Here is a 24,052-nt window from a genome sequence, read left to right on the forward strand (position 1 = left end):
AAATCGAGAATTTGACTCCAAGAATTTGGCTGATATTTATAAACTGCTTTAACCTTTTATAAAGCCATTTATAAGGGGTTAAAGCTATAAATAAATGACTTCGGGGCTGACTGTTATTTAACCTGTGCCAGCTGATCAAAACGCCCGCCATCGACAAAGAACGTCGCCATAATACTGTCCCAATCTCCAAACACTTCAACCGGCTCAAAGGTTTGAATATCCTTTAAGGTGCCTGTATGGGCTGCGAGCACCTCTTTATTGCTCGGGCGCAGATACATCTTTGCCATCAGCTCTTGCGCAGGCTTGTCCCACAATGTTTTTAGATAAGCAGTTGCCGCAGTAGTTGAGCCTTTTTTCTCAGTCACCGAGCTGACGATTGCCACTGGATTATGGATGATGATGGAATAGCTAGGATAAACAATGTCGACTTGACCTTTGGCAAATTGCTTGGCGACCAAATGTGCCTCATTTTCAGTGGTAATAAGCACATCTCCTAGCCCGCGCTGGGTAAAGCTGGTGGTCGCAGCGCGCGCGCCATTGTCATAAGTCACGACATTGGCGAGCACTTTTTTCATGAAGGCATCGGTTTTTTGTGGTTGAGTAACCGATTCTTTAAATTGGTGCAATCCTGAGCCATAAGCGCCCAAAAAGGCATAGCGTGCCGTACCGCTGGTTTTCGGATTGGGCATCACCACGTCAATATCCGCACGTGCCAAATCTGCCCAGTCTTTGATGTTTTTTGGGTTGCCACTACGTACCAGTAATATCATGGTGGTGCTATAAGGAACGGCATTATCAGGAAACGCCTGCCGCCAATCCGCTTTTACCAGACCTTTTTCAACCAACATGTTCATATCGCTTTCTTGGTTTAAGGTCACCACGTCCGCTTGTAAACCATTGGCGACTGATAGTGCTTGTTTACTTGCGCCGCCGTGCGATTGTTGGATATCGACCTTACTATCAGGGTATTGATCCTTATAAATGCTAGTAAATAGCGGGTTATAATCTTTATAAAAATCACGTGAGACATCGTAAGAGACATTAAGTAGGCTGACATTTTGCTTATCGCTTGCCTCACTATTGGTACCATCGCTCGTGCCACTTTGAGTAGCTTTGGTAGGATTACAGCCAGTCATTAGCATGGCAACGGCGAATACACCACCCAACTTAAAGCTGAAATTAAAACGGTCAGTGGCAAGCTTTGATTGCCTACTTTTATTTTTAATAAGTGCTTGGGTATTAATCAGTTCAAGTTTATTAGTTGCTTTTTCAATGCGTCGGTTCGTTGCTTGCATAACGGCTCTCGATAATGTTGATAGAAGCCTTATTCTCAAATATGATTAGCCGTATCAAAGGTTATCATTTCTTGAATGCTGTTCTATGGATGATGAGCGATATGCTAACAGCCTGTGAGGCAATTGCTTAGTGACAAATACGCTTATCGAGTTATTAACTTGGCATAAGTAATTTTATTAGTTATTCTAAAGTGGTTGTTTTTCATGAATATTTTTGCAATTTTGTGATAAGCAGACACTTTTGAGTAAGTTACGGTATTGCTTAGGCTCTAGACGAACCTTTATAGAGTCGATATTATCCCTTAGCTTGTTATATATCAGGCGACGCACTGATAAAACTTAGTCGATCCGCTTTCACTTATTTCCTGTTTACTAACCCCTTTATTCAAGGTAATGCAATGATCAAGTCTTCACCTCGTCATGCCCGCCACTCACACTTTTTTGCTGTTATTGTAACGACCTCTGTCGCTTTATTTGCCTTAAGTGGCTGTAATAACGTAACGCCAAGCGTCAATAACCAAACGATTAAGCAACCAAACGCTGCCGTCACGCCAGCGGTGCAGACGGTCGTTGGCGATTATGCCTCTGAAGATTATGCCAAGCGTGCACAAGGCTATGATTGGGTGGGTGTGATGATAAGAGCTGACGGAAATGAGCAAATTGATATCAAGGTACGAGCGCGTGGTGATGTGAAAAAACCAACTTGTCACTTCGATGGTAAAGCGACATTAATGGGTCAAGACGAGGCACACGGTGTCATTTTTCAAAGTAAGGTTAATGACAGTACCGCCTTTTTTCAATTTAAAGATGATACGTTGACTATTGATAGCCAAGATAAGTACGCGCTGAATTATTTTTGTTCGGGTGGAGCTTCACTCGTTGGCGAGTATCAAAAGCTTGAGGGTGATTTAGCGCTCAATTAATAGCTTTAATTGCCTATTTTAGATAATAAAATGAGATAAGAAAAAAGGTGTCAGAGTAACTATCTGGCACCTTTTTTCTTGCGCATTATCTTTTTTCAATATTAAGGTTTTTACACTGCAGAAGCACCGACCAATTTCACCTCAGCACGTTCTTCCTTAGCGATACCAGCATAGTAATGTCGCAAAATCTCTAGCACTTCAGGACGGCTAAAGTTCTCTGGTACATCGAGGTCTTCTGATAGCGCTTTACGTAGCTTGGTGCCTGAAACCTTGACATGCTCAGATGCTTCATGCGGGCAAGTTTTATCAGAAGCCATGGCGTTACAAGCATTACACCAAAACGTCCAACCAATTTTTAGCGGCTGCGTAATCAAGTCGTCTTTACCAACATATTCAAAGATGGTTTGCGCATCAAACGCGCCATAATAATCACCAACGCCCGCATGGTCACGACCAACAATCAGATGACTACAGCCGTAGTTTTGACGGAATACCGCATGTAGTAGCGCCTCGCGTGGTCCAGCATAACGCATATCGAGCGGATACCCAGCTTGGATAACGGTGTCTGCTCTAAAGTAATTATCAATCAAGGTCTTGATAGCTTCTTGACGCACTTCGGCTGGGATGTCGCCCGGTTTTAGTGCGCCGAGTAGTGAATGAATCAATACGCCGTCGCAAATTTCGATAGCAATCTTGGCAAGATATTCGTGCGAGCGGTGCATCGGATTACGCGTTTGGAAGGCGGCAACCGTTTTCCAGCCCTTGGCATCCAAAATCTCGCGCGTCTCAGCGGGTGTTTTGTAAATCTCTGGGTATAAGGTTGGGAACTCGCCTTCGCTTAGTACTTCGACACTACCGGCGATGTTTACGTCACCTTGGTTAAGTACTTGCTGCACGCCCGGATGCTCGCTATCGGTGGTGGTAAAGACTTGCTGACACTCATGGGCTTTATCGATGGTATAGGTTTCTTCTACCGTTAAAATGCCCATAATTTCGCCATCTTTTGCGACCAATGCCACTTTATCACCTTGGTTTAGGCTGTCGGCGGTTGCTTTTGGCGCTGATAAAGTAATAGGAATCGGCCAAAACAAGCCAGCATTGTCGCCACTTTGCAGGCGCATATTATCCACGACGCCTTGCCAATCTGCCTGATTCATAAAACCATTTAGCGGGGTAAAGCCGCCAATCCCAAGCATAATCAAATCGCCACGCTCGCGAGAGCTTAAGGTAATCGTCGGCAGCGTGCTGGCAAGCTTTAATGCTTGCTTGCGCGCCTCACCTTTTAATAGTAATGGTTTTAGCTCGCTGCTGCCGTGCGGCGGAACAAGTTTTGATGAGGAGAGATTGGGATTGGTAGATGTCATTTTTAAAACCTTAATAATGAAATTGAGAGATAGTTGGTCAGGAGAATGAGCGATTAAATTTGATAAACATAGGCTACCTAACTTTGGTTATGAAAATTTATGCTGTGTTTGGATATGGATATGTCTTAAAGGAATTTATGTTTATAGATTTAAGCTTATATGATGTGACTCTGAATTGTTTACCTTGCGATTGGCAATACAAGCGATCACACGCAAATCATTTTCGTCGCGGCTTTTTAAGTTAAAAACAAAATTGAGATTACGTCATGTATCAATATAATTACGCTGACCAAACCTTGGTAGAGGAACGAGTCGCCCAGTTTCGCGACCAAACCGAGCGGTTTTTGGCAGGTGAGCTGCCAGAAGAGCAGTTTTTACCGCTGCGTTTACAAAATGGGCTATATATCCAGCGCTATGCACCGATGCTACGTATCGCCGTGCCTTATGGCTTGCTGGCAACCTATCAATTACGCAAATTGGCTGAGATTACCCGTAAATATGATAAAGGTTACGGCCACTTTACCACCCGTACCAATATGCAGCTGAACTGGCCAAAACTTGAAGAAGTGCCAGATATTTTGGCAGAATTGGCATCGGTGCAAATGCACTCGATCCAAACCTCGGGCAACTGTATCCGTAATACCACCACCGACCCTTATGCGGGTATTCATAAGGAAGAGATCGCCGATCCGCGTCCTTATTGTGAGATTATTCGTCAATGGTCAACCTTTCATCCGGAATTTGCTTTTTTACCGCGTAAATTTAAAATTGCCGTCATTGGTACGGCAAAAGACCGCGCGGCAACGCAGGTACATGATATCGGACATTGCCGTCATTGGTACGGCAAAAGACCGCGCGGCAACGCAGGTACATGATATCGGACTACATTTAAAGAAAAATGACGCAGACGAGCTTGGCTTTGAGGTGATAGTTGGTGGCGGTCTTGGGCGTACGCCAGTGATTGGTAAAACCATTAATGCATTTTTACCGCGCCAGCATCTGCTCAGCTATTTAGATGCGATTTTGCGTGTCTATAATCTGCATGGTCGCCGCGACAATAAATTCAAAGCGCGTATCAAGATATTGGTCGATAGCATGGGCGGCCCAGCATTTGCCAAATTGGTCGATGCCGAATGGGAAGCCAATATCAAAGATGGTCCGTTGACCCTGACCGATGCCAACTTTGACAAGGCCAGCAGCTTTTTTACTGAGCCTGATTATCTAAGTTTTGATGCACTACAGGTACAGTCAGACTTGCAGCAGCAACTAGAGGCTGATAAAGACTTTGCCAATTGGTATCAGCAAAATACCGTGGCGCATAAAATCGCAGGCTATCGCGCGGTGGTTATTTCGTTAAAAGCCGGCTTGGTCGATGGTAAATATGTACCATCAGGTGATATTAGCGCCGCGCAAATGGACGCCCTCGCCGACCTCGCTGACGAGCATAGCTTTGGCGAGCTACGTGGTACCTATCAGCAAAATCTAGTCTTTGCCGATGTACAAACCAATCGCTTGTACGAATTATGGCAGCAGCTGGCTGCACTACATTTGGCCCGTCCAAATATCAATACTCTAACCGATATGATCGTCTGCCCAGGCTGGGATTTTTGTTCGCTTGCCAATGCCACGACCCACAATATCGCTGAGCAAATCGAAAAGCAGTTTAATGATCTTGACTACCTTTATGACTTGGGTGAGATTCGCCTCAATATGTCTGGCTGTATGAATGCCTGCGCCCATCACCATACCGGCGATATTGGTATCCTTGGGGTCGATAAAAAAGGCGAATACTGGTATCAAATCAGCCTAGGCGGTAACTCTAGCAACGACGCCAAAATCGGTAAGATATTAGGCAAGGCGGTACCAACCGATGCCGTAGCAACGACGATACAAAAGATAATCGACGTTTACTTAGAGCAGCGCGTTAGCAATGACAATGACGTCGAAGGCTTTGGTGAGTTAATCGACCGTATCGGTATTACCCCTTTTAAGGAGAAGGTCTATGGCTAATCATCATGTGTTTACTAGCGAAGGCATCGATATTAGCGAGACTGACACTTGGCTTGCGCTTAGCACCGATGAGCTGCCTGACGGTATTACCCTGACCGATATATCTTTGTTAGAGCTGCTGCAAAAACAAGAAAAACTCGAGGTCGTTTTACCGCTTACTGATTTATTAGATGCTAAAGGCAATATTGCAGGCGGACTATTACAACAAGTACGTGAATTGTTAGCCGAGCATATTAGCCGTACCGGTGTCTGGGTGACATCAGATAGCGATACCGAAGTGCTGACGCGTATTCCAGAGTTTTTATTACAGCAGGATTTGATTGTGATTCACGTCCCCGCTTTCACTGACGGACGCGGTTTCAGTTACGCCCAAACCTTACGCCAAATGGGCTATCAAGGCGAGATTCGTATGGCTGGCAAGTTTGGCCGCGATCAAATCGCCTATCTGCTACGCGCAGGCGCCGACAGTTTTGTGATAAGCGCGCATGACCTGCAGTCTATCTCTGATATCAGCCAAGCCTTTAACGCGCTGGCCAGCAGCTATGACGGTCGCAACGCCGCCGACTTACCGATGTTTGCAGGTGCTTAGTGCATTGATGCCATAAAAGCGATTATTAACCATTTTTCAATTCAGCTATTTTTAGTTTAGGTACGTCATTATTAATTATCACTATTGTTAACTATCACTAAGGAATATATTATGAGCCAATTACACCCAAATCTAGATATCAACCAAGCCAACCAAGACTTGCAAGGTAAATCACCAGAAGAAATCGTTGCCTGGGCATTAAACCAAGCCAAAAACCCAATCATTACCACTAACTTCCGCCCTTACGAATCAGCGATTTTGCACTTAGTTGCTAAACAGCGTCCTGATATCATCGTATTGTGGGTAGACTCAGGCTATAACACCGATGCAACGTATCAATTTGCCAATAAAGTTATTCGCGATTTAAACTTAAACGTCATCACCTATATCCCTAAGCAAACGGCAGCGTATCGTGACGCGACCATGAACGGCATCCCAGGCATCGATAATCCGCAGCATGATGAATTCACTGACCAAGTAAAGCTAGAGCCATTTCGCCGTGCGCTAGATGAGCTAAAGCCAGATGTGTGGTTTAATGCCATTCGTAAGGATCAAACGGAATTCCGCCAAGGACTTGATGTGCTTAGCCTATCAAAAGACGGCGTGTTAAAAGTCGCACCATTGTTTGAAAAAACAGACGCTGATTTGGATGTTTATCTTCAAGAGCATAACTTACCAAATGAGTTTGATTACTTTGATCCGACTAAAGTAGAAGAAAGCCGTGAGTGTGGTTTGCATACACAGTTATAATATTATTAATTTAATAAACAACTATTTTTGAACGTAAAAAGCCCTTTTAAAAATAAAAGGGCTTTTTCGATTTAGATAGCTTATAGCTTTTTTAGAGCGTTATTTACGACCAAGCACCCAACCACCATCCATAAAGACGTTCGAGCCATGCATATAGTTCGAATCATCAGACGCTAAAAATACCGCGAGCGCTGCAATCTCTTCGGGCTTGCCGGCGCGCTGGGCTGGGATACGATTTAAGCGCTCATCCTCAATACCATCGGTCATAGGCGTCTCGATAAAACCTGGCGATAGAATATTCACTTTGACACCTTTACTGCCAAAATCAAATGCCAATTGCTTGGTGAAGCCTAACACCGCATGCTTGGAGGTCACATAAGCTGAACCACCCGGACCTGCCATTTGCGTCGCTTGTGAGCCAACATTGATAATCGCCCCACGCCCTTGCTTGATAAAATGTGGAATCACCATTTTTGAGGCAAGATATGGCGCTTTAACATTAATCGCCATCAGTTTGTCATATAAATCTTCTTCTAACTCGACGGCATTATCATAACCATCATGGATGCCAGCACCATTATATAAAATGTCAATTTGACCATAAGTTTCTAAGGCTTTATCGACCACCGCTTGAATCTCTGCTTTCTTTGTCACATCAGCAAGCACAAAGATAGCCTCTTGACCCTTGTCTGTCATATCTTTAACAATGCGATTGCCGTCTTCTTGATCGCGACCCGTGACGATTACCTTTGCGCCTTCGTCGGCATATGCTTTTGCAGTCGCTTCGCCTAGTCCTGAGGTGCCGCCAAATATAATGGCTACCCTATCTTGTAATTCCATAATATTCATCCTTGTTTTTTTATATTGTAAATTAAGATTTTTTTCTATCTGATTGTATCTGGGTTAGATTAACATAGTCACTTAACTATCAATGTTAGCCTATGTTGGATATTTTTTATAAGCTAATAACTGACACATATCCACCCTCTTAGTTGCATAAATAACGTTTTCTTAACGTTTTATCGGATAACATTAAGGTATTCTATGGCTTCAAAGCTGACGTAACATCACATTAAACATTAAACATTAAGCCAACCTTTTAAAGCTAAACTATGGACGAAGTTGCCCGTCGTTGTGGCTACTTGTGCTCATTTTTATAATCAAGCTCGATCGTGGCTTTGCCACACTCATCAATACGGACATTTGATATGCCTTTAATAAAAAAAATTGATTCATTCTATGAAAAACTCCACGATAAGCTGCCAGTCGTAGGCAAAGCGGCTTCTTTTCTCACGGGCGTTAGCGTCCTTACTGCTAATAGTGCGTTGGTTGGTCTACCGGTCTGGACTATGGGCGCGGCGAAAGTATTGACCGGGTCAAAACTGACCGATGATGCCTTAATTGCGATTACTAAGTATTGGATTAATACTAATAATGCCGTTATCGACCACGCACTACCTCATAAAGACTGGCGCATCAACCTGCCCGATGATCTAAGCGAAGATAAGCAATATCTCTTGGTCAGTAACCATCAGTCGTGGGTTGATACGAGTATTGTGCAATATATCAGCCAAGACACCCTGCCTCTAACAAGGTTTTTTACTAAGTTTAATTTGATTTACATTCCCGTTATCGGTCAAGCGTTTTACTTTTTAGACTTCCCAATGATGCGCCGCCACTCTAAAGAAGCGATTGCCAAAAATCCTGCCCTCAAAGGTAAGGATATCGAAGAAGCAAAGCGTGCCTGTCGTCAATTAAAAAACAAACCCTTTGCCTTACTCAATTATTTGGAAGGGACGCGCTTTACTAAAGAAAAACATGATAAGCAAGACTCACCTTATCAGCATTTATTAAAACCACGCGCTGGTGGGTTGTCATTAGCCATTAATGCATTAGGCAATGAATTAGACTCAATTCTAGACGTGACTATCGTCTATCCAGATGGTGCGCCCGACTATGATGATTTATGGAAAGGCAATATTCGCCGTTTAGGGGTCGATGTGACTCGCCTACAGATACCAGACGAATTATTTGCTGCCATCATGGACGGCGGCTATGACCGTGATGAAGCCACTAAAAAAATGATGTTTGATTGGCTAGAGGACATTTGGCAACAAAAAGATGCCCGCATTACTAAAATGCTAAGTGAGTTTGAGTAGAATTTGGCAGTCCGTTAAATGACGTCATTGCCAATATCAATGCAAGTCATCATGTAGCTATTAACCATCAACTATTATCTATCATCCACAAGCTTAAAAGTTAGCTTGTGGTTTTTTATGCCGCGATTCTGCATTTTTATTCCTCAGCTATTCCACATCCTAGCGAAAATCATCAGTAACATGACAAAAAAGAATATGTTAATGCCAATTCACTAGGTGAGCGTCCGCCTGTGATACCTCATAATGGTGACATATTTTATATTGATTGAATCATTGGTGATGCTATGAACACCTTTCCGCTATTTTTTAAATTAGAAGACCGCAAAGTGCTGATCGTTGGTGGCGGTGATGTCGCGCTACGTAAAGCTGACTTACTCAGTCGCGCTGGCGCCGCTATTACTATTCTCGCGCCAAGCATTAGCCATGAGCTACAAACTTTGCTCAGCCACACTAAGTACAAAGCCAAGCACGAACTGATTTATGAAAATTATAATAAAGCTTATATGACGGGCGCGCGCGTTATCATCGCCGCCACCGATGATGAAACGCTGAATCATCAAATTCATGCTGACGCCAGCGAGCTGAATATTCCTGTTAACGTCGTTGATACTCCGCATTTATGCGATTTTATTTTCCCTGCCATCGTTGACCGTAATCCCATTGTGATTGGCATCTCATCCAATGGCAAAGCGCCGGTGCTGGCACGTCTATTACGGGCGCGCTTAGAGACTTTAATCCCGCAAGGTTATGGCAAATTGGCAAAGCTTGCTGGCGAGTTTCGTGGCGAGGTAAAGGCCAAAATCCCAACCTTGACAGGACGTCGCCAGTTTTGGGAACGCGCTTTTGAAGGTGAAGTCAGCCAGCTGATGTTTGCCGGTAATGAAAAGGAAGCCGCTGCCCAATTACAAGCCGATTTAGATAACACTGCATCCGATATCAACGGAAAAAATACAGCAGATGATACATCTACGGAATTCCAAACTGTAAAAAATACGATGGGCGAAGTTTATATCGTTGGTGCCGGTCCTGGTGACCCAGAATTGCTTACCTTTAAAGCGCTGCGTCTTATGCAGCAAGCGGATATTGTCTACTATGATGCGCTAGTATCACCGCAAGTATTGGATTTATGCCGCCGTGATGCCGATAAAGTGTTTGTCGGCAAAAAACGCAGCAACCATGCGGTAGCTCAGCTTGGTATTAATGAGCTGCTAGTCAATAGCGCTAAAGAAGGTCGACGTGTGGTACGTCTAAAAGGCGGCGATCCCTTTATCTTTGGACGTGGCGGCGAAGAGATTGAAAGCTTACGTGCGCATGGTGTCCCTTATCAAGTCGTACCAGGTATTACCGCTGCTAACGCTGCCGCCAGCTATGCAGGTATTCCACTGACACATCGAGATCATTCTCAGTCTGTACGTTTTGTCACTGGCTTCTTAAAGGCCGGCGCACCCAATAGTAACTTTAAAAGCTTTTTAAATACCGACGAGACTGTAGTGTTTTATATGGGTCTACATTCGCTGGTACGTTTGACGACAGGCTTGATTGACGCTGGGCGTAGTAGAGATACCCCAATTGCCATCGTCTCCAACGCCAGTATGCCCAATCAGCAAGTATTGACCGGTACGCTTGCCAATATTGTTGAATTGCAAGAACAAGCACAACTGCCAACCCCTGCTTTACTCATTATGGGTGACGTCGTTAGCCTACATCATGATTTGGCTTGGTATAACCACAATAACCAGAATGTTAATGATACAGCCAGTAACTGGCTACGTGAAAGAGCAGCTACTCCGGATAAAGATTCAAAACAATTTACGAATCAGCAAGCGCATGCGTTATCTATGGTAGCCAATTTGGCTGCACAGCAAGAAGAAGGTTTGGAGCAGTTGGTGATTGGCTAAGTGCTATTAAGGTCAAGCCACTACCGAGATTGTCGTTAGCATCAAAGACCTCTACGACATCGATATATTAAGCAGCTTAGCCTCTAGAGCCAATGAAAGCATCAACTATGGTTCGGCTCCCTAGTGAGGAATTGAGGTCTTTATGGTAAGTTACTACCAGTTAGACTAAATTAAGGGTTAAATACTTGGGATATCGATAGCAAAAAAAATGCTTGTCTCATTACCAAAATACTTTTCCTCAATACATAATGCACATGAAATATCCGTTACTATTCCATCAGTGCCATGGGCTTATTAAATATGATAAATAGATATTTGTTCCTAATTCCTATCTTAGTTTTATTTCAATTTGGTTGCACTAATCAAATAGTAAGTAGTACTTCTAACCCAGTGATAAGAACGAAAAATTCATTCGATCTATTCTCTTATTATAATGAAAATAACAATGTTCAACTAACTGCATTATTATCAGGTAAATTTACAATGAAGAATGGATGTCTTCTATTTGGCGATGAAGATGGTTATATAACTCCAGTGTTTGATACGAAAGCTAGTAATATCAAGGTTGACTTAGATTCAAAAACTGTAATCTTAAATGCAACAGCAGTTCCATTTGATACAGAAGTTTACGCTGGAGGCGGTTTTATTGAAAAGAAAAATCTTCCGCCACTTCAAACTACTGGCAATGAAAAATGCTTAACGGATAGAGTAGCAACTATACATTCTATTGAAATTTTAACCCCTGAATTGCGTAGAAAATTCTTGCTTGATTGGGACGATAAGCCTAAGCCGTAATGAAATTCAGTATTAATAATTATGTTAATAAAAAGTTGGCTTTTGGGGTTTATTAACTGTGAGAGGATACGCAAGCCAAGCATTAGAAAATTAAAAAAATGTTCGTAACACGCCAGAATGCATTAATACTCTAAGCAATCTCTAATAGAGATTGCTGTAATCCTTACTCTGTAGTCCTTTTCTTCATTACCTCCGTCACTTCACCTATAATAGCCTCAGAAGCTTGCACAACATGCGCTTTATTATTAAGACTTACTTTTTCATAACTATTGCAAGCTGATAAAGAAGCACTGACAATCAAAGCCAATGTGCATAATCTAATAAATGACATAACATACCCTTATTAATGATGGCTTAGATATTACTAAATACCGCTATTCGACTTGATCTATTCTGCTTTGCTAAGAAGTTTATAAGCACAGCAAACCACAGTAATTCTTGCTAGAATAATCGCTGTCTTTTATTTACCATTAAGCCTCACTATGTCCGTATCTGCTATTAAACCGCTTACTATTCTTCATACCTCCGATTGGCATTTAGGACGCAGGCTTTATGGGCGCATGCGCTACGAGGAATTTGAAGCGTTTTTGCGCTGGTTACAAGACACTATTAGCGCGCAGCAAGTGGATGTACTGATTGTCGCTGGTGACATCTTTGACACCATGACCCCCAGTAACAGAGCCCAAGCTCTGTATTATGAATTTTTAGGCAAGGTGTCGAAGTCATGCTGTCAACATATCGTCATCGTCGCGGGCAACCATGACTCCCCTACTTTTTTAGATGCACCAAGCAATGTATTAAAGTTTTTAAACGTCCATGTTATCGGTACCGCTTGTGAAGACTTAAACGATGAAGTGATGGTGTTAGACGATGCAGACGGCAACCCGCATTGTATTATTGCTGCTGTACCTTACTTACGTGACCGTGACGTGCGTGGTAGTCAGGCTGGCGAGTCTGCGGATAGCAAAAATGCCAATGTTATCAAAGGCATTCGCGCCCACTACGACGGTGTTGCAGAGATTGCCAGAGCCAAACAAGCTGAACTAGCGAAGATTCATCAATGTCAGATTCCTATCATCGCCACTGGTCATTTATTTGCCGCTGGCAGTAAGACCACGGAAGACGATGGTGTGCGAGATCTGTATGTGGGCAATTTAGGTCAAATCTCTGCTGATATGTTCGATGATGGCTTTGACTATGTGGCACTTGGTCATCTGCATGTACCGCAGCGTGTCGGTGGTCGTGAGCATATCCGCTATTCAGGTTCACCTATCGCCATGGGCTTTGGCGAGGCTAAGCAACAAAAACAAGTATTGCTGGTAAAATTTGGTACAGTAGAAAACGGTTTTAAGGATAAAACATCAACCGCTTTTACTGAGCATTCTTTACCACCAATCAAGCAAGTGACTAAAAAGGCAGCCACTCAAACGACTGGTTTTATAGATGATTTATTTGGTTTTCCTGATTCAGCAGAAATCATAGCAAAACCAAATAGCGTGGATAAAGAACTTTCTAACCAAACAGCTGCTATACATCACACTCACTCTACTTCCAATGTTACATCTTCTTTAACCTCTCAGTTATTGCATCATGATGAGTCGCGTCAGATGCAGGTTGTCTCGCTTCCTATTCCTTGTTTCCAAAAATTGGCACAAATAACAGGTGATTTGACCGCTATTGCTGCTGCGATAAAGTCATTAAAGTCCTCAGAGTCTATTTGGCTAGAGGTGGTTTATGACGGTGACGAAATCGTCAATGAGCTGCGTGAAGAAGTAAACGCCATGATAGAAGGCTTAAATTGTGAAGTGTTACTAACAAAGAATCCGCGTAACTATAATAAAGTTCTCAATCAACAGCAAAACTCTGAAAACCTACAAGACTTAAATGAGCTGGATGTGTTTGATAAGTGCCTAGAAATTAATGGTATTGCTGATACGCAAAAATCGTCATTGCGCACTGCTTATCAGCAGATACTCCATAATATTTATCATGATGATAGTCGGGCTGAGTAAAAATAGTTACTGGGCATCTAATCAGCCTCTCTTTTCTTCCTCATTTCTTTTTCTTATTGAAACCATCCATTAAAAATACAAAGACCTATACATGCGCCTAATTGAACTACGACTCAAAAACTTAAATTCCTTAAAAGGCGAATGGCATATCAATTTTGCTGATTCCGCTTTTATCAATGAAGGAATATTTGCCATCACTGGGCAGACAGGCGCTGGCAAGACGACGATTTTGGATGCCATATGTCTTGCGCTATATGGTGAGACACCGCGGATTAATAGCATCAGCAAAAGTAGTAATGAGGTCATGACGCGGCAAACGGCGGAGTGTTTCGCTGAAGTGGTGATTGATTTAAATGGCACGCAATATCGCTGCCGCTGGGGTCAGCGCCGCGCTTATGGCAAAGCAGATGGTAACTTGCAAGATGCTACCCACGAGATAGCTTTGGTGAAGCCCGAAACTGACAATCTAGACAACGCAGACGTGCCAGCGGGCGATGAAATATTAGAAAGCAAGCTGTCACGCACCAAAGATAAAATCATTGAGCTGACACGGATGGATTTCCAACAGTTCACCCGCTCAATCTTATTGGCTCAAGGGAGTTTTTCCGCGTTTTTAAAAGCCAAAGCCGATGAACGTGCTGACATCTTAGAAAAAATAACTGGCACTGATATCTACGCGACAATATCAACCCATGTCTTTGAAAAAAAACGTCATGAAGAAGAAATATTGAGCAAGTTGCAGTTTGGCTTAGATGGCTTAACGTTGTTAGAAGCAGATGAAGAAGCGCTGATTGGCGAAAAATTAACAGCGCATCAAACCGCACAAACCGAGCAGCAACAATACTATCAGCATCTTAACGAGCAAATCAATTGGCTCGATGCCGTGGCGGAGTTAGAAAAAAACGTCGTCAGTTATCAAAAGGAGGTTACGTCGGCAAAGCAAGCGCAGGCAGATTTTATTCCTAATGCTAAGCGCCTTATCGCCGCCAATAAAGCCTTGGAGATTGACAGTCAATACAGTCGACTTGTCCATAACCGTGACACCGTTAAGCGCTTACAAGATGAACAGCAGTTGCTAAATCATCAACTGCCGCAGCAAGAAAATCAACTCACGCAAGCCATGAGCGCTCTACAAGCGGCTAAGGCTCGTACGCAGACAGCAAGTAATGAGCTACAAACCACTTTGCCAAAAATTGCACAAGCCCGCAAGCTGGATGCGGCTATCGCTCAGCACGGGCATGTGTTAGACGACCATCACCAAAGAAAGCAGGCTATAGCAGCCAATATACAGCGCTTATGCCAAGAGATAGACCATCATAAAGAGCGTTTCAATCAAGACAACACCCAGCTGACGAGTATCGAGAAGTACCTTAGTGATGCTGACGCTCTGCACGATATCGATACCGATGCGGCAAACTTTGACAGTCATTGCAGCCGTCTAAAGGTGCTGCTACAAGACAATGCCGCTTTAGTAAATGAAAAATACAACCATCATCATAAAACCAGCGACTATCAAGCCAACCTTGATAAATGTCAGCAGCAGCAAGACACCGCTAAATCTTTGATTGCCAAGGCGCGTGAGGAATCAACGGCTTTACAAAAAAAGCAAGCTGGCTTAACCCAAGAGCAGTCATTGGCGGATTTACGTAGCGAGCAAGAACAGATTGACCACACCAACAGACAGATTGAGCAAGTTATCTTTAAAGCACAACAAATGGCTGCGCTTAAGGCGCAAATTAATAAGATAAACACCACCCTGCCCACCCTCAATGAGATATTGGTCAAACTGGCGACGGCTATTACTAATAACGAATCGGTCATAATAGAAGCAAAAGACCGTCGTCAAGACAAGCAAAAGCTGTTGGACTCATGGCAACACGTCGCAAGTTTAGAGCGCTACATTAGCCAATTAAAAAAGGGCGACCCTTGCCCGCTTTGCGGCGCGCTTGAGCATCCTTATAGTGAGCATCACCCTGTGTTAGATAAGGAGCCATCCGAAGTTGCCCAAACGCAGCAGCAAATAAACGAGCTAGATACGACGATAAATGCGCTAGAACAAACCTTATCTAAGCAGCGTATTGAGTATGCCACTACTCAAAGTCAGATTGACCAGTGGCAAGAACAAAAAAGCCCACTATATGAGCAGATAAAAACATTGTGCGCAGACAGCGGTCGCTTAATACAGCCACTTTTGCATAAAACCTATTCTGATTCTCACGCCCTCACCACCATCATGAATCGACTTGGCCAGATTGGCGCCGACATGGATTTACTGAGCGGGCAGATAGCGACTGATTCAGCTGATTTTAACCTTATACAAGACGCTTTATTAGTACTGGGTACGATTAAAGACCAACTTGCCGCGCGCAGGCTTTGTCTAAAAAATACGCTTAGCCAATATGAAGCGCTGAGCGCTGAGCTTACGACAACAAGTAAAACCCTTGAGACGCTTGAACAACAGCAGTATCAGCTTGCTAGTGATATGCATGAGATTGAAACCAATATTAAGATAGGTTTGTTGGCTGTAGAAGGTATCGACAAAAAAACCTGCGCAAATTTTGCTGAATTAACCACGCTTAAAGGCGCTATATCAGCGATATTAAATAAGTATCTGGCTTATGCATTAGATTCTGTCGCAAAGCCTGCCACCTTACAGCCGCTGATAACGAGTATAGATGAGAGAATTGTACTAAACGAAATGGACTATGACGCTCATATCCATACACTTCGTCAGCAGCGTAGTAACTTGGTGCAATTAAAACAGCAGTTCAATGCGTATAAGAATGAGCAGCAAACCCTGATGACCGCGCTTGGCAGCGTAACGGTGCAAATCGAAACCAAGCAGGCACAATTAGATAAAGACCAGGCTGAGCTTGATCACCTGACTCAAGCGGTTGCTGATAAAACTGCAACGCTTGAACAGTTAACGGCTGAACGGCGCGACATTTTTACGGACAACGCACGTAATATCGGTGCTGATCATAGCAATAACATCACTATTAATCCTGATGAAGAAGACACACGATTACGCGCTTTAGTAGAACAGGCAAATACTGAACAGGCCTCGGCACAAAGACAGTTAGACAGTGCTGAGCATATCCTTCAGCAATTACAGGAGAAACAGCAACAGCTTACCGACCAATTAACCACTGCTACTACTGCACTCACCATGCAAGAAGATATCTTTAAAGCGGCGCTCGCCAGCTCTGACTTTATTGATGAAGCAGACTTCATGCGCTCGCGCCTACCTACCGCCGAGCGCCATAGCCTGACGGAGCAGCAGCAGCAGATAAGTGATACGCTCAAGCAAGCGCAATCGCTATTGGCTCAAACCATGCAAGCACTTACTAAGAAAAAGTCTGAATCCTTAACCACTAAAGAGAGAGTAACACTGGTTCAGCAGCAGCATCTGGCGCAAAATGAGTTGCACCGTTTGATTGAGGCGATTGGCGCCATGAGTCAACAGCTCAAAGACAATGAAGAGAAAAAAGGCAATCAACAAGCCCAACGTCAAGCTATTGCTCAGCAAAAAGAGACCCTGCAAGTATGGCGACAACTCAATGAATTGATAGGGTCAAGTAGTGGTAAGAAGTATCGTACTTTTGCACAGGGTTTAACCTTTGATATTATGGTGACACATGCCAATGCCCAACTGCACAAAATGAGCGATCGCTATTTGCTGGCTCGTGATGACAACAACCCACTTGAGCTCAATGTCATTGACAACTATCAAGGTGGCGAGATACGCAGTACCAAAAACCTATCCGGTGGTGAAGGGTTTATTATCAGTTTGGCGCTTGCACTTGGGTTATCGCAGATGGCCAGTCACAATATCCGCGTCGATTCATTATTTTTGGATGAAGGCTTTGGCACTCTAGATGAAGAGTCACTTGATATTGCTTTAGATACCTTGACCAGTTTGCAACAAGAAGGCAAATTGATTGGTGTCATCTCACACGTACAAGCCCTAAAAGAGCGTATTTTAACCCAAATTCAAGTTGATAAGCTGTCAGGAGGCTTTAGTAAAATTACTGGTCCAGGCTGCTATCATATAGCCAGTTAATGCTAAAGAAATTTTGGAGTGGCCAATGTTATGCACATTATGATTCAGCTTACTCATATGAATGTGCGACCGATGATGGTAGGTATATTCACAATCATCGCTTTTATTTTAAGTTTTACCCCTGCTTATGCAACAATTAGCTGCGCCGGTTATTTACCCAGTAGTTATTTTGAGCGTATCGAAAATAATAAGCCTTTTGCTGGCAAGTTGGTCGAACAAGCCGATGGAACGCAGCAGCTACACGATCTAAATGGCAACATCCTCACGGATAATTTGTCTGATGCTTATATAGTGATGGATAAATATGTATTAGCTCAGCAAAATGGTAAATACGGCGTTGTTAATGCGGCTGGCAAGATAATTGTGCCTTTTACATATGATGAGATTCAAACCGAACCGGATATTGCCACCAGCTTTATTGTCAGCGTTAAGTCATCAGATGGTAAGACCAAACAGGGTGTTATCAATCGCCATGGCGGCTGGGTTTATCCGTTAGACAATGCTCATATCGAGCATGCGCATTACGATTCTGATTATGACCAAGATTATTTTATAGTTACTAACAATAACGAGCTGACAGGATTGCTTGATGATAGAGGCTACTGGGCTGTAATGCCGCAATATGATACGATTCATCCGTTAAATGCCTGTACAGGCGAGCCTTTATATTTACAAGTCAGCTTTAAAAATAAAACGGCGCTTATTGACCAAAATAATGATGTCATCATTCCACTCGCTGCCAACCAACATATCGAATCTTTTAATAACTCTGCCAAGCCGATACTATTTTTATGCAGCACGTTAGTTGCTGGTAGCACCGCTACTGGCATGAGTGAAGATATTCAAGACGATATTATTAGCGCTCAAATTATCGACGCTAATGGTAAGTTAATCCTCGCATCAGACGCACCGATTAGAAAACTGCTATATCATCAGCTCTATACTTATAAGCAAGCGGGTAAGTTTGGGATCATTAATGATAAAGGTGAAGTTAGACTAAAACCCCAATTTGACTGTTATCGTGATGATGCGGATAAAGTATGGCTTGAAAAGAATGGTAAAATGCGGCGTTTAAATACATTGATGACGTTAGAGTAGCGCTTTTATCATTTTTATTACTTCTATTTATTATTTGAGCATTAGAGAATAAAAAACCACCGTTAACTCATAACGGTGGTTCTTTTAATCAAACGATGGGCTTATTGTATATAAACACTTAGCCAGATTTCTATTTGCTCACTATTTAGTTACGAGGCCACTAAGCTCACTTATTAACACTGATAACGTCGATAAGCTGGTAGTACTCTCATCATTGCTATCGATTTTTTGCATCTCTGCAGTGACGGCGTCAAGCTGGCTGGCATGACGTGATTTCCAGTCATTAAAGGCTTGCTTAGCATCAGATTGTGTCAACAAGGTATCCATCAGCATACGTAAGCTGCGCGAGACTTCGTTGACGAGGGCGTGACGCGCGCGGCGATCCCAGTGGTCTTGCTGCGGTAACGTGGCAATATTGTCCATCATCCAATCTAACTGCAGGACGTGATAGGCCTCAAAGTATAAGGTCGCAATCTCATCGACTGGGCGCTCATACTGCTCAGCCAATAGCGCGGCATCAAGCGCATCGACATGATAAGGCAGCATCGCAAACATCGCCGCATCATTAGCAGAGAGATCATCTGCCATTAAACTTGTGGTGTCTTCTTGCAAGTATTCTGAGAATTGCTGCTCGATAAAACCACCGGATTTGGTCAATTTCTCGACACTGTCTTCAAAGCGATTGATCATATCAGCAACTTGCAAATCTTGACCGAAGGCATTGATAAACCACACCACCCCATTTTCGAGGGCATCACGCAGACGCAGTTCAAGCTCGAGCAGCAAGGTCGCATCGACTTGATTGTCCAGCGACTCAAGCAGATCCCATGCTTTTGATACATGGAAGACGTCACGTGCAATCGCATAACCACGTGCAATAGTGGCGAGCGTTTGTCCCGTTTCTTCATGCAGTCGGAATATCGCTTCGATACCCAGACGATTGACGATGCTATTGGTTAAATAGGTACTGATAATTTCACGGTGCAGACGATGTTCTTTCATCTCATCAAAGAAGCGCGATGCCAGCTCATCAGGGAAGTATTGACGCAGCTCATTGACGAAGTATGGTGCATCAGGTAAATCTGACGATAATAAATTATCATAAACCCACATTTTTCCGTAAGCCATCACAACTGCCAGCTCAGGATTGGTAAGACCTGTGCCCGCTTTTTGGCGTTTGGCAATTTCTTCATCGGATGGCAGATACTCAATGGCGCGGTCCAAACGACCTTCGGCTTCTAACATTTGAATAAAGCGTTGATGATCGCTTAAGTTTGCTGCGGCACGCAGATGGCTAAGCTCTAGCGCTTGCGGTTGTAGATAATTTTGGCGCAGTACCAATTCAGCGACCGTGTCGGTCATAGACTCTAACAACTCGTTACGCTGCTTTAAGGTCATATCGCCTTGCTCGACCACTTTACCAAGTAAAATCTTGATATTCACTTCATGATCTGAGCAATTGACGCCGCCCGAGTTATCGATAGCATCAGTATAAATTCGCCCACCCGTTTGTGCGTATTCGATACGCCCTTGTTGAGTAAAGCCTAAGTTACCACCTTCCCCAACGACTGCCGTACGCAGCTCACCACCATTGACGCGCACGGCGTCATTGGCACGGTCACCAACATCAGCATGACTCTCATTCGCGCTTTTCACATAGGTACCGATACCACCATTCCAAATCAGATCAACAGGCGACTTTAATAAGGCACTGATTAACTCATTGGGCGCAAGGCTATCTTCATTGATATCAAATAATGCTTTCATTTCAGGACTGATAGCAATGGTCTTATCTTGACGGGAGAAGACGCCACCACCTTGACTGATGAGCGATTTTTCATAATCGTCCCATGTTGATCGCGGCATTTCAAACAAGCGTTCACGCTCGGCATAAGACGCTATAGTATCTGGGTTTGGGTCGATAAAAATATGCAAGTGGTTAAAGGCCGCGACCAGCTTGGTATGAGTGGATCTGAGCATACCGTTACCAAAGACGTCACCACTCATATCACCGATACCAACGACGGTAAAATCATCGCGGTTTTGGATGTCCATGCCGCGCATACGGAAGTGGCGTTTGACCGACTCCCAGCCACCGCGTGCGGTGATACCCATCGCTTTATGGTCATAACCAACCGAGCCACCTGAGGCAAAAGCATCATCAAGCCAAAAGTTATATTCGCTTGATAAAGCATTAGCGATATCTGAGAAAGTGGCGGTGCCTTTATCAGCGGCAACGACTAAGTACGGATCATCCTCATCATGGCGCACAGTATTGGCTGGCGGAACGATTTCGCCGTCAACAATATTGTCAGTGACGTCAAGCATACCGCGGAGGAATGCTTGATAACAGGCAATACCTTCTGCTTGGAAGGCTTCACGACCATCAGCCATGGTTTTGGTCTTAACGATAAAACCACCTTTGGAACCAACTGGTACAATCACCGCGTTTTTGACCATTTGTGCTTTGACCAGACCGAGTACTTCGGTACGGAAATCTTCCATACGGTCCGACCAGCGCAGACCACCACGTGCTACTTTGCCGCCGCGCAAATGCACCGCTTCCACACGTGGCGAATAGACAAATATCTCAAACATCGGTTTAGGTTTGGGTAAGTTTGGAATGTCTGCTGCCAAGAACTTAAACGACAAACGGTCTTTACGTTGCCCATCCGCCTCTCTTTGGTAAAAGTTGGTGCGTACCATGGCGTTAATTAAATCCAAATACCAACGGAAGATACGATCTTCATCTAGGCTACTAACTCCTGCTAGAGCTTTGTTAATTTGCGCCTGAATTTGACTGGTTTTGGTTGCACGTTCACTTTCATCGTATTTAGGATTCATACGCGCATCAAACAGATCAGCCAACGCCACGCTGATATCACTGTTTTTTATCATGGTTTGTTGAATGTAAACACTAGAGAACGGCGCTTTTGCTTGCATCATATAACGTGACAAGGCTCGCAATACCACCACATCATAAGTGTCTAGCTTGGTAATCAATACCAATTCGTTAAAGGAGTCACTCTCAACACGCCCAGCCCAAATTTGCTTAAGACTGTCTTCAAACTGTGTGCGTACCACTTTCATATCGATAGTATCAACATGCTCTAATAACAGCTCATACTCCTGCATCCAGATAGGCTGCTCTGATAAATCAAACTCATAGGTTTGCGCAGAAATAACCGATACACCGAAATTTTCTAATACCGGTAAGACTTTGGATAAAATGACTGGCTGCTGACGACCATATAGCTTGAGATGCAGCTGATTACTGGCATCACCCGTTGACTGGTATAAATGCCAGATCATCGGTTGCTCGTCCGTCAAGTTAGCCAAACGCTTGGTGTCTTCAACCGCTGTACGCGCATCAAAGCGCTCTTGATAGGCCGCAGGAATATAGTTTAGAAATCGGCGCATTAAGGCATTGGCCTGCTGCTCGCCCACATTATCCAAAAGCATTCTTTGGTAGTTATCGCTCCATGACTGCATAAGAGCCGACAGCTTATCTTGCAGTGCCGCTGTATCTACCTCATTCACTTGACCGGGCACAGTGCGTACATGCACATGGACGCGGGCGTGTTCAGACTCGTTAAATTCTGTCGTGAAGCCGGATGACGTACCGCCATAAGCGTTTTTTAGGACATTTTGTACTTTAATACGCAGTTCGGTATTGAACTTATCACGTGGGATATAGACCAAGCAGGAGACAAAGCGCTGATAATGATCAACGCGGCTAAATAAACGTAAGCTCTTCTTGTCTTGAAGCTGGCTAATGCCAGATACAATAGGATATAACTCTTCGACGCTGGCTTGAAACAGATCATCACGTGGTAAAGAATTAATAACGTGCATCATTTTATGATAGGCATGGCCGTCACGTGGTAAATCCGCCATCGCCATGATTTTGTTGGCTTTTTCACGCAGTAGCGGAATCTGTTGTACGCTTAGCTGATAGGCTTGCGCAGTAAATAGTCCAATAAAACGATATTCACCGATCAGTTTGCCATTGTCATCAAACTTATGAATTCCCAAAAAATCCATGTATACCGGACGGTGGACTGGTGACACACGGCTTGATTTAGACAGCATCAACACCTGAGGCTCAGTTAATAGCTTTTTAAGGTTACTCGGCAGCTCATCAAAGCTCTTTGAAAGCGCATCCTCGCTACTGCCACGCAATAGACCAAGACCACTATTACCAATTGAAAATAAGTCTAAACCCCTGTTGGCTGCTTGATTAGTCGTGCTATTAACGTCAACGTCACTTCCATCTTCCAAGCGATATTCTCGGTAGCCTAAAAATATAAAATGCTCATCCAATATCCAATCCAAAAATGCTTGAATCTCTTGCTGAGAGTAAAATACTTCAGGTAGCGGCTTAGTAGCCAGCTCCGCTTTTACGTCCATCAATTTAGTACGTATTTGTTGCCAATCGCCAACAACGATATCGAGTGTATCAATTTTTGCGAGCAGCATTTTCTTTAAGGCCGCCAACTCATCATTGTTTTGATAAGCAATTTCACAATGAATCAAAGACATGTGTGAAGTGCCACTTTCCTCTGCGCCTTCGATATGAGTAATACCACCATTTTCATCACGTTCGATATTCATAATGATGTTGTAGGTGCGATGGACGTCAATACCTTCCGCTTCTAGGCTCATCAAAAGGGTGTCTACTAAAAATGGTCTATCGTAAGCGACTATTTGAATAACCGTATGCGAGCTATGAAAATGCTGCTCTTCGGCAATAGGATTTAAAATAGCAAGCTGCGGTTGACTACCATCATAGGCTTTGAGAAGTGTAAAGTGATGCAGCGCCATCCCCGCTAAGTCAGTATTACTGATATTTTTTGCGGCTTCTTGATGCAGCGGCTGATAATAGCTATGAATAAAATGGTCAAATAATGATTTGTCCTTTTGTACATAACTGGTGGCAATATCGCTTATTTGGCTAATCCGCTCTTTTGCGATATTTAGGGTGTTAGGCATATCCATTGTCCTTTGTTATAAGTTTGTTGTTCTAGTTTCTTCTGTGACTGACTTATTTTTGCTTGATGCCGATTGTTTGCAGCCATTCATCCATGCTATTTATT

At 43.6% G+C, this 24,052-nt stretch carries 13 protein-coding genes and 1 pseudogene; 10 read left to right on the plus strand and 4 right to left on the minus strand.

Annotated elements, in window-relative coordinates; genetic code table 11:
- Nucleotides 1-113 precede the first annotated feature (113 nt).
- Nucleotides 114-1,295 (minus strand): sulfate ABC transporter substrate-binding protein, encoded by a 1,182-nt coding sequence (locus JMX13_RS08945; protein ID WP_201612173.1) that lies wholly within the window; start codon nucleotides 1,293-1,295, stop codon nucleotides 114-116.
- A gap of 398 nt (nucleotides 1,296-1,693) precedes the next feature.
- Between JMX13_RS08945 and JMX13_RS08950 the strand changes: the two genes are divergently transcribed.
- Nucleotides 1,694-2,218, plus strand: a complete 525-nt coding sequence (locus JMX13_RS08950; protein WP_201612174.1) for a hypothetical protein — start codon at nucleotides 1,694-1,696, stop codon at nucleotides 2,216-2,218.
- Nucleotides 2,219-2,328: 110 nt separating this feature from the next.
- On the opposite strand, the gene sat is transcribed toward JMX13_RS08950, so the two are convergent.
- Nucleotides 2,329-3,582: a sulfate adenylyltransferase gene (gene sat, locus JMX13_RS08955; protein WP_201612175.1), complete on the minus strand. Its 1,254-nt coding sequence runs from the start codon at nucleotides 3,580-3,582 to the stop codon at nucleotides 2,329-2,331.
- Between the two features lie 266 nt (nucleotides 3,583-3,848).
- Here sat and JMX13_RS08960 point away from each other — a divergent pair.
- The 3 genes and pseudogenes from JMX13_RS08960 (at nucleotide 3,849) to JMX13_RS08970 (ending at nucleotide 6,931) form a co-directional block, all read left to right on the plus strand.
- Nucleotides 3,849-5,592: pseudogene (locus JMX13_RS08960) on the plus strand (nitrite/sulfite reductase).
- Nucleotides 5,585-6,181, plus strand: a complete 597-nt coding sequence (locus tag JMX13_RS08965) for a DUF934 domain-containing protein (protein ID WP_201612176.1) — start codon at nucleotides 5,585-5,587, stop codon at nucleotides 6,179-6,181. Before JMX13_RS08960 ends, JMX13_RS08965 begins: the two are co-directional and overlap by 8 nt.
- Nucleotides 6,182-6,292: 111 nt before the next feature.
- Nucleotides 6,293-6,931, plus strand: a complete 639-nt coding sequence (locus JMX13_RS08970; protein ID WP_201612177.1) for a phosphoadenosine phosphosulfate reductase family protein — start codon at nucleotides 6,293-6,295, stop codon at nucleotides 6,929-6,931.
- 99 nt (nucleotides 6,932-7,030) lie between these two features.
- On the opposite strand, the gene JMX13_RS08975 is transcribed toward JMX13_RS08970, so the two are convergent.
- On the minus strand, nucleotides 7,031-7,771 hold the full coding sequence (locus tag JMX13_RS08975; RefSeq protein WP_201612178.1) for an SDR family NAD(P)-dependent oxidoreductase: 741 nt from the start codon (nucleotides 7,769-7,771) through the stop codon (nucleotides 7,031-7,033).
- Nucleotides 7,772-8,139: 368 nt separating this feature from the next.
- On the opposite strand from JMX13_RS08975, the gene JMX13_RS08980 reads away from it, so the two are divergent.
- The 6 genes from JMX13_RS08980 to JMX13_RS09005 all read left to right on the plus strand — a co-directional run bounded on the left by JMX13_RS08980 (nucleotide 8,140) and on the right by JMX13_RS09005 (nucleotide 18,956).
- Nucleotides 8,140-9,090: an acyltransferase gene (locus JMX13_RS08980; RefSeq protein ID WP_201612179.1), complete on the plus strand. Its 951-nt coding sequence runs from the start codon at nucleotides 8,140-8,142 to the stop codon at nucleotides 9,088-9,090.
- Between the two features lie 284 nt (nucleotides 9,091-9,374).
- Nucleotides 9,375-10,988 (plus strand): siroheme synthase CysG, encoded by a 1,614-nt coding sequence (gene cysG, locus JMX13_RS08985; RefSeq protein ID WP_201612180.1) that lies wholly within the window; start codon nucleotides 9,375-9,377, stop codon nucleotides 10,986-10,988.
- 300 nt (nucleotides 10,989-11,288) lie between these two features.
- Nucleotides 11,289-11,783, plus strand: coding sequence for a hypothetical protein (locus JMX13_RS08990; protein ID WP_201612181.1), 495 nt, complete (start codon nucleotides 11,289-11,291; stop codon nucleotides 11,781-11,783).
- Nucleotides 11,784-12,265: 482 nt separating this feature from the next.
- Nucleotides 12,266-13,795 carry an exonuclease SbcCD subunit D C-terminal domain-containing protein gene (locus JMX13_RS08995; RefSeq protein ID WP_201612182.1) on the plus strand — a complete coding sequence of 510 codons (1,530 nt, stop codon included), beginning with the start codon at nucleotides 12,266-12,268 and terminating at the stop codon, nucleotides 13,793-13,795.
- A gap of 91 nt (nucleotides 13,796-13,886) precedes the next feature.
- A complete protein-coding gene (locus JMX13_RS09000) occupies nucleotides 13,887-17,858 on the plus strand; it encodes an AAA family ATPase (RefSeq protein WP_201612183.1) in 3,972 nt (1,323 codons plus the stop codon).
- Nucleotides 17,859-17,897: 39 nt separating this feature from the next.
- Nucleotides 17,898-18,956, plus strand: coding sequence for a WG repeat-containing protein (locus JMX13_RS09005; RefSeq protein WP_201612184.1), 1,059 nt, complete (start codon nucleotides 17,898-17,900; stop codon nucleotides 18,954-18,956).
- Between the two features lie 141 nt (nucleotides 18,957-19,097).
- Here JMX13_RS09005 and JMX13_RS09010 read toward each other — a convergent pair whose 3' ends face one another.
- Nucleotides 19,098-23,948 carry an NAD-glutamate dehydrogenase gene (locus JMX13_RS09010; RefSeq protein ID WP_201612185.1) on the minus strand — a complete coding sequence of 1,617 codons (4,851 nt, stop codon included), beginning with the start codon at nucleotides 23,946-23,948 and terminating at the stop codon, nucleotides 19,098-19,100.
- Nucleotides 23,949-24,052 lie beyond the last annotated feature (104 nt).

The organism is Psychrobacter immobilis (assembly GCF_904846285.1).
Lineage (GTDB): Bacteria > Pseudomonadota > Gammaproteobacteria > Pseudomonadales > Moraxellaceae > Psychrobacter > Psychrobacter immobilis_D.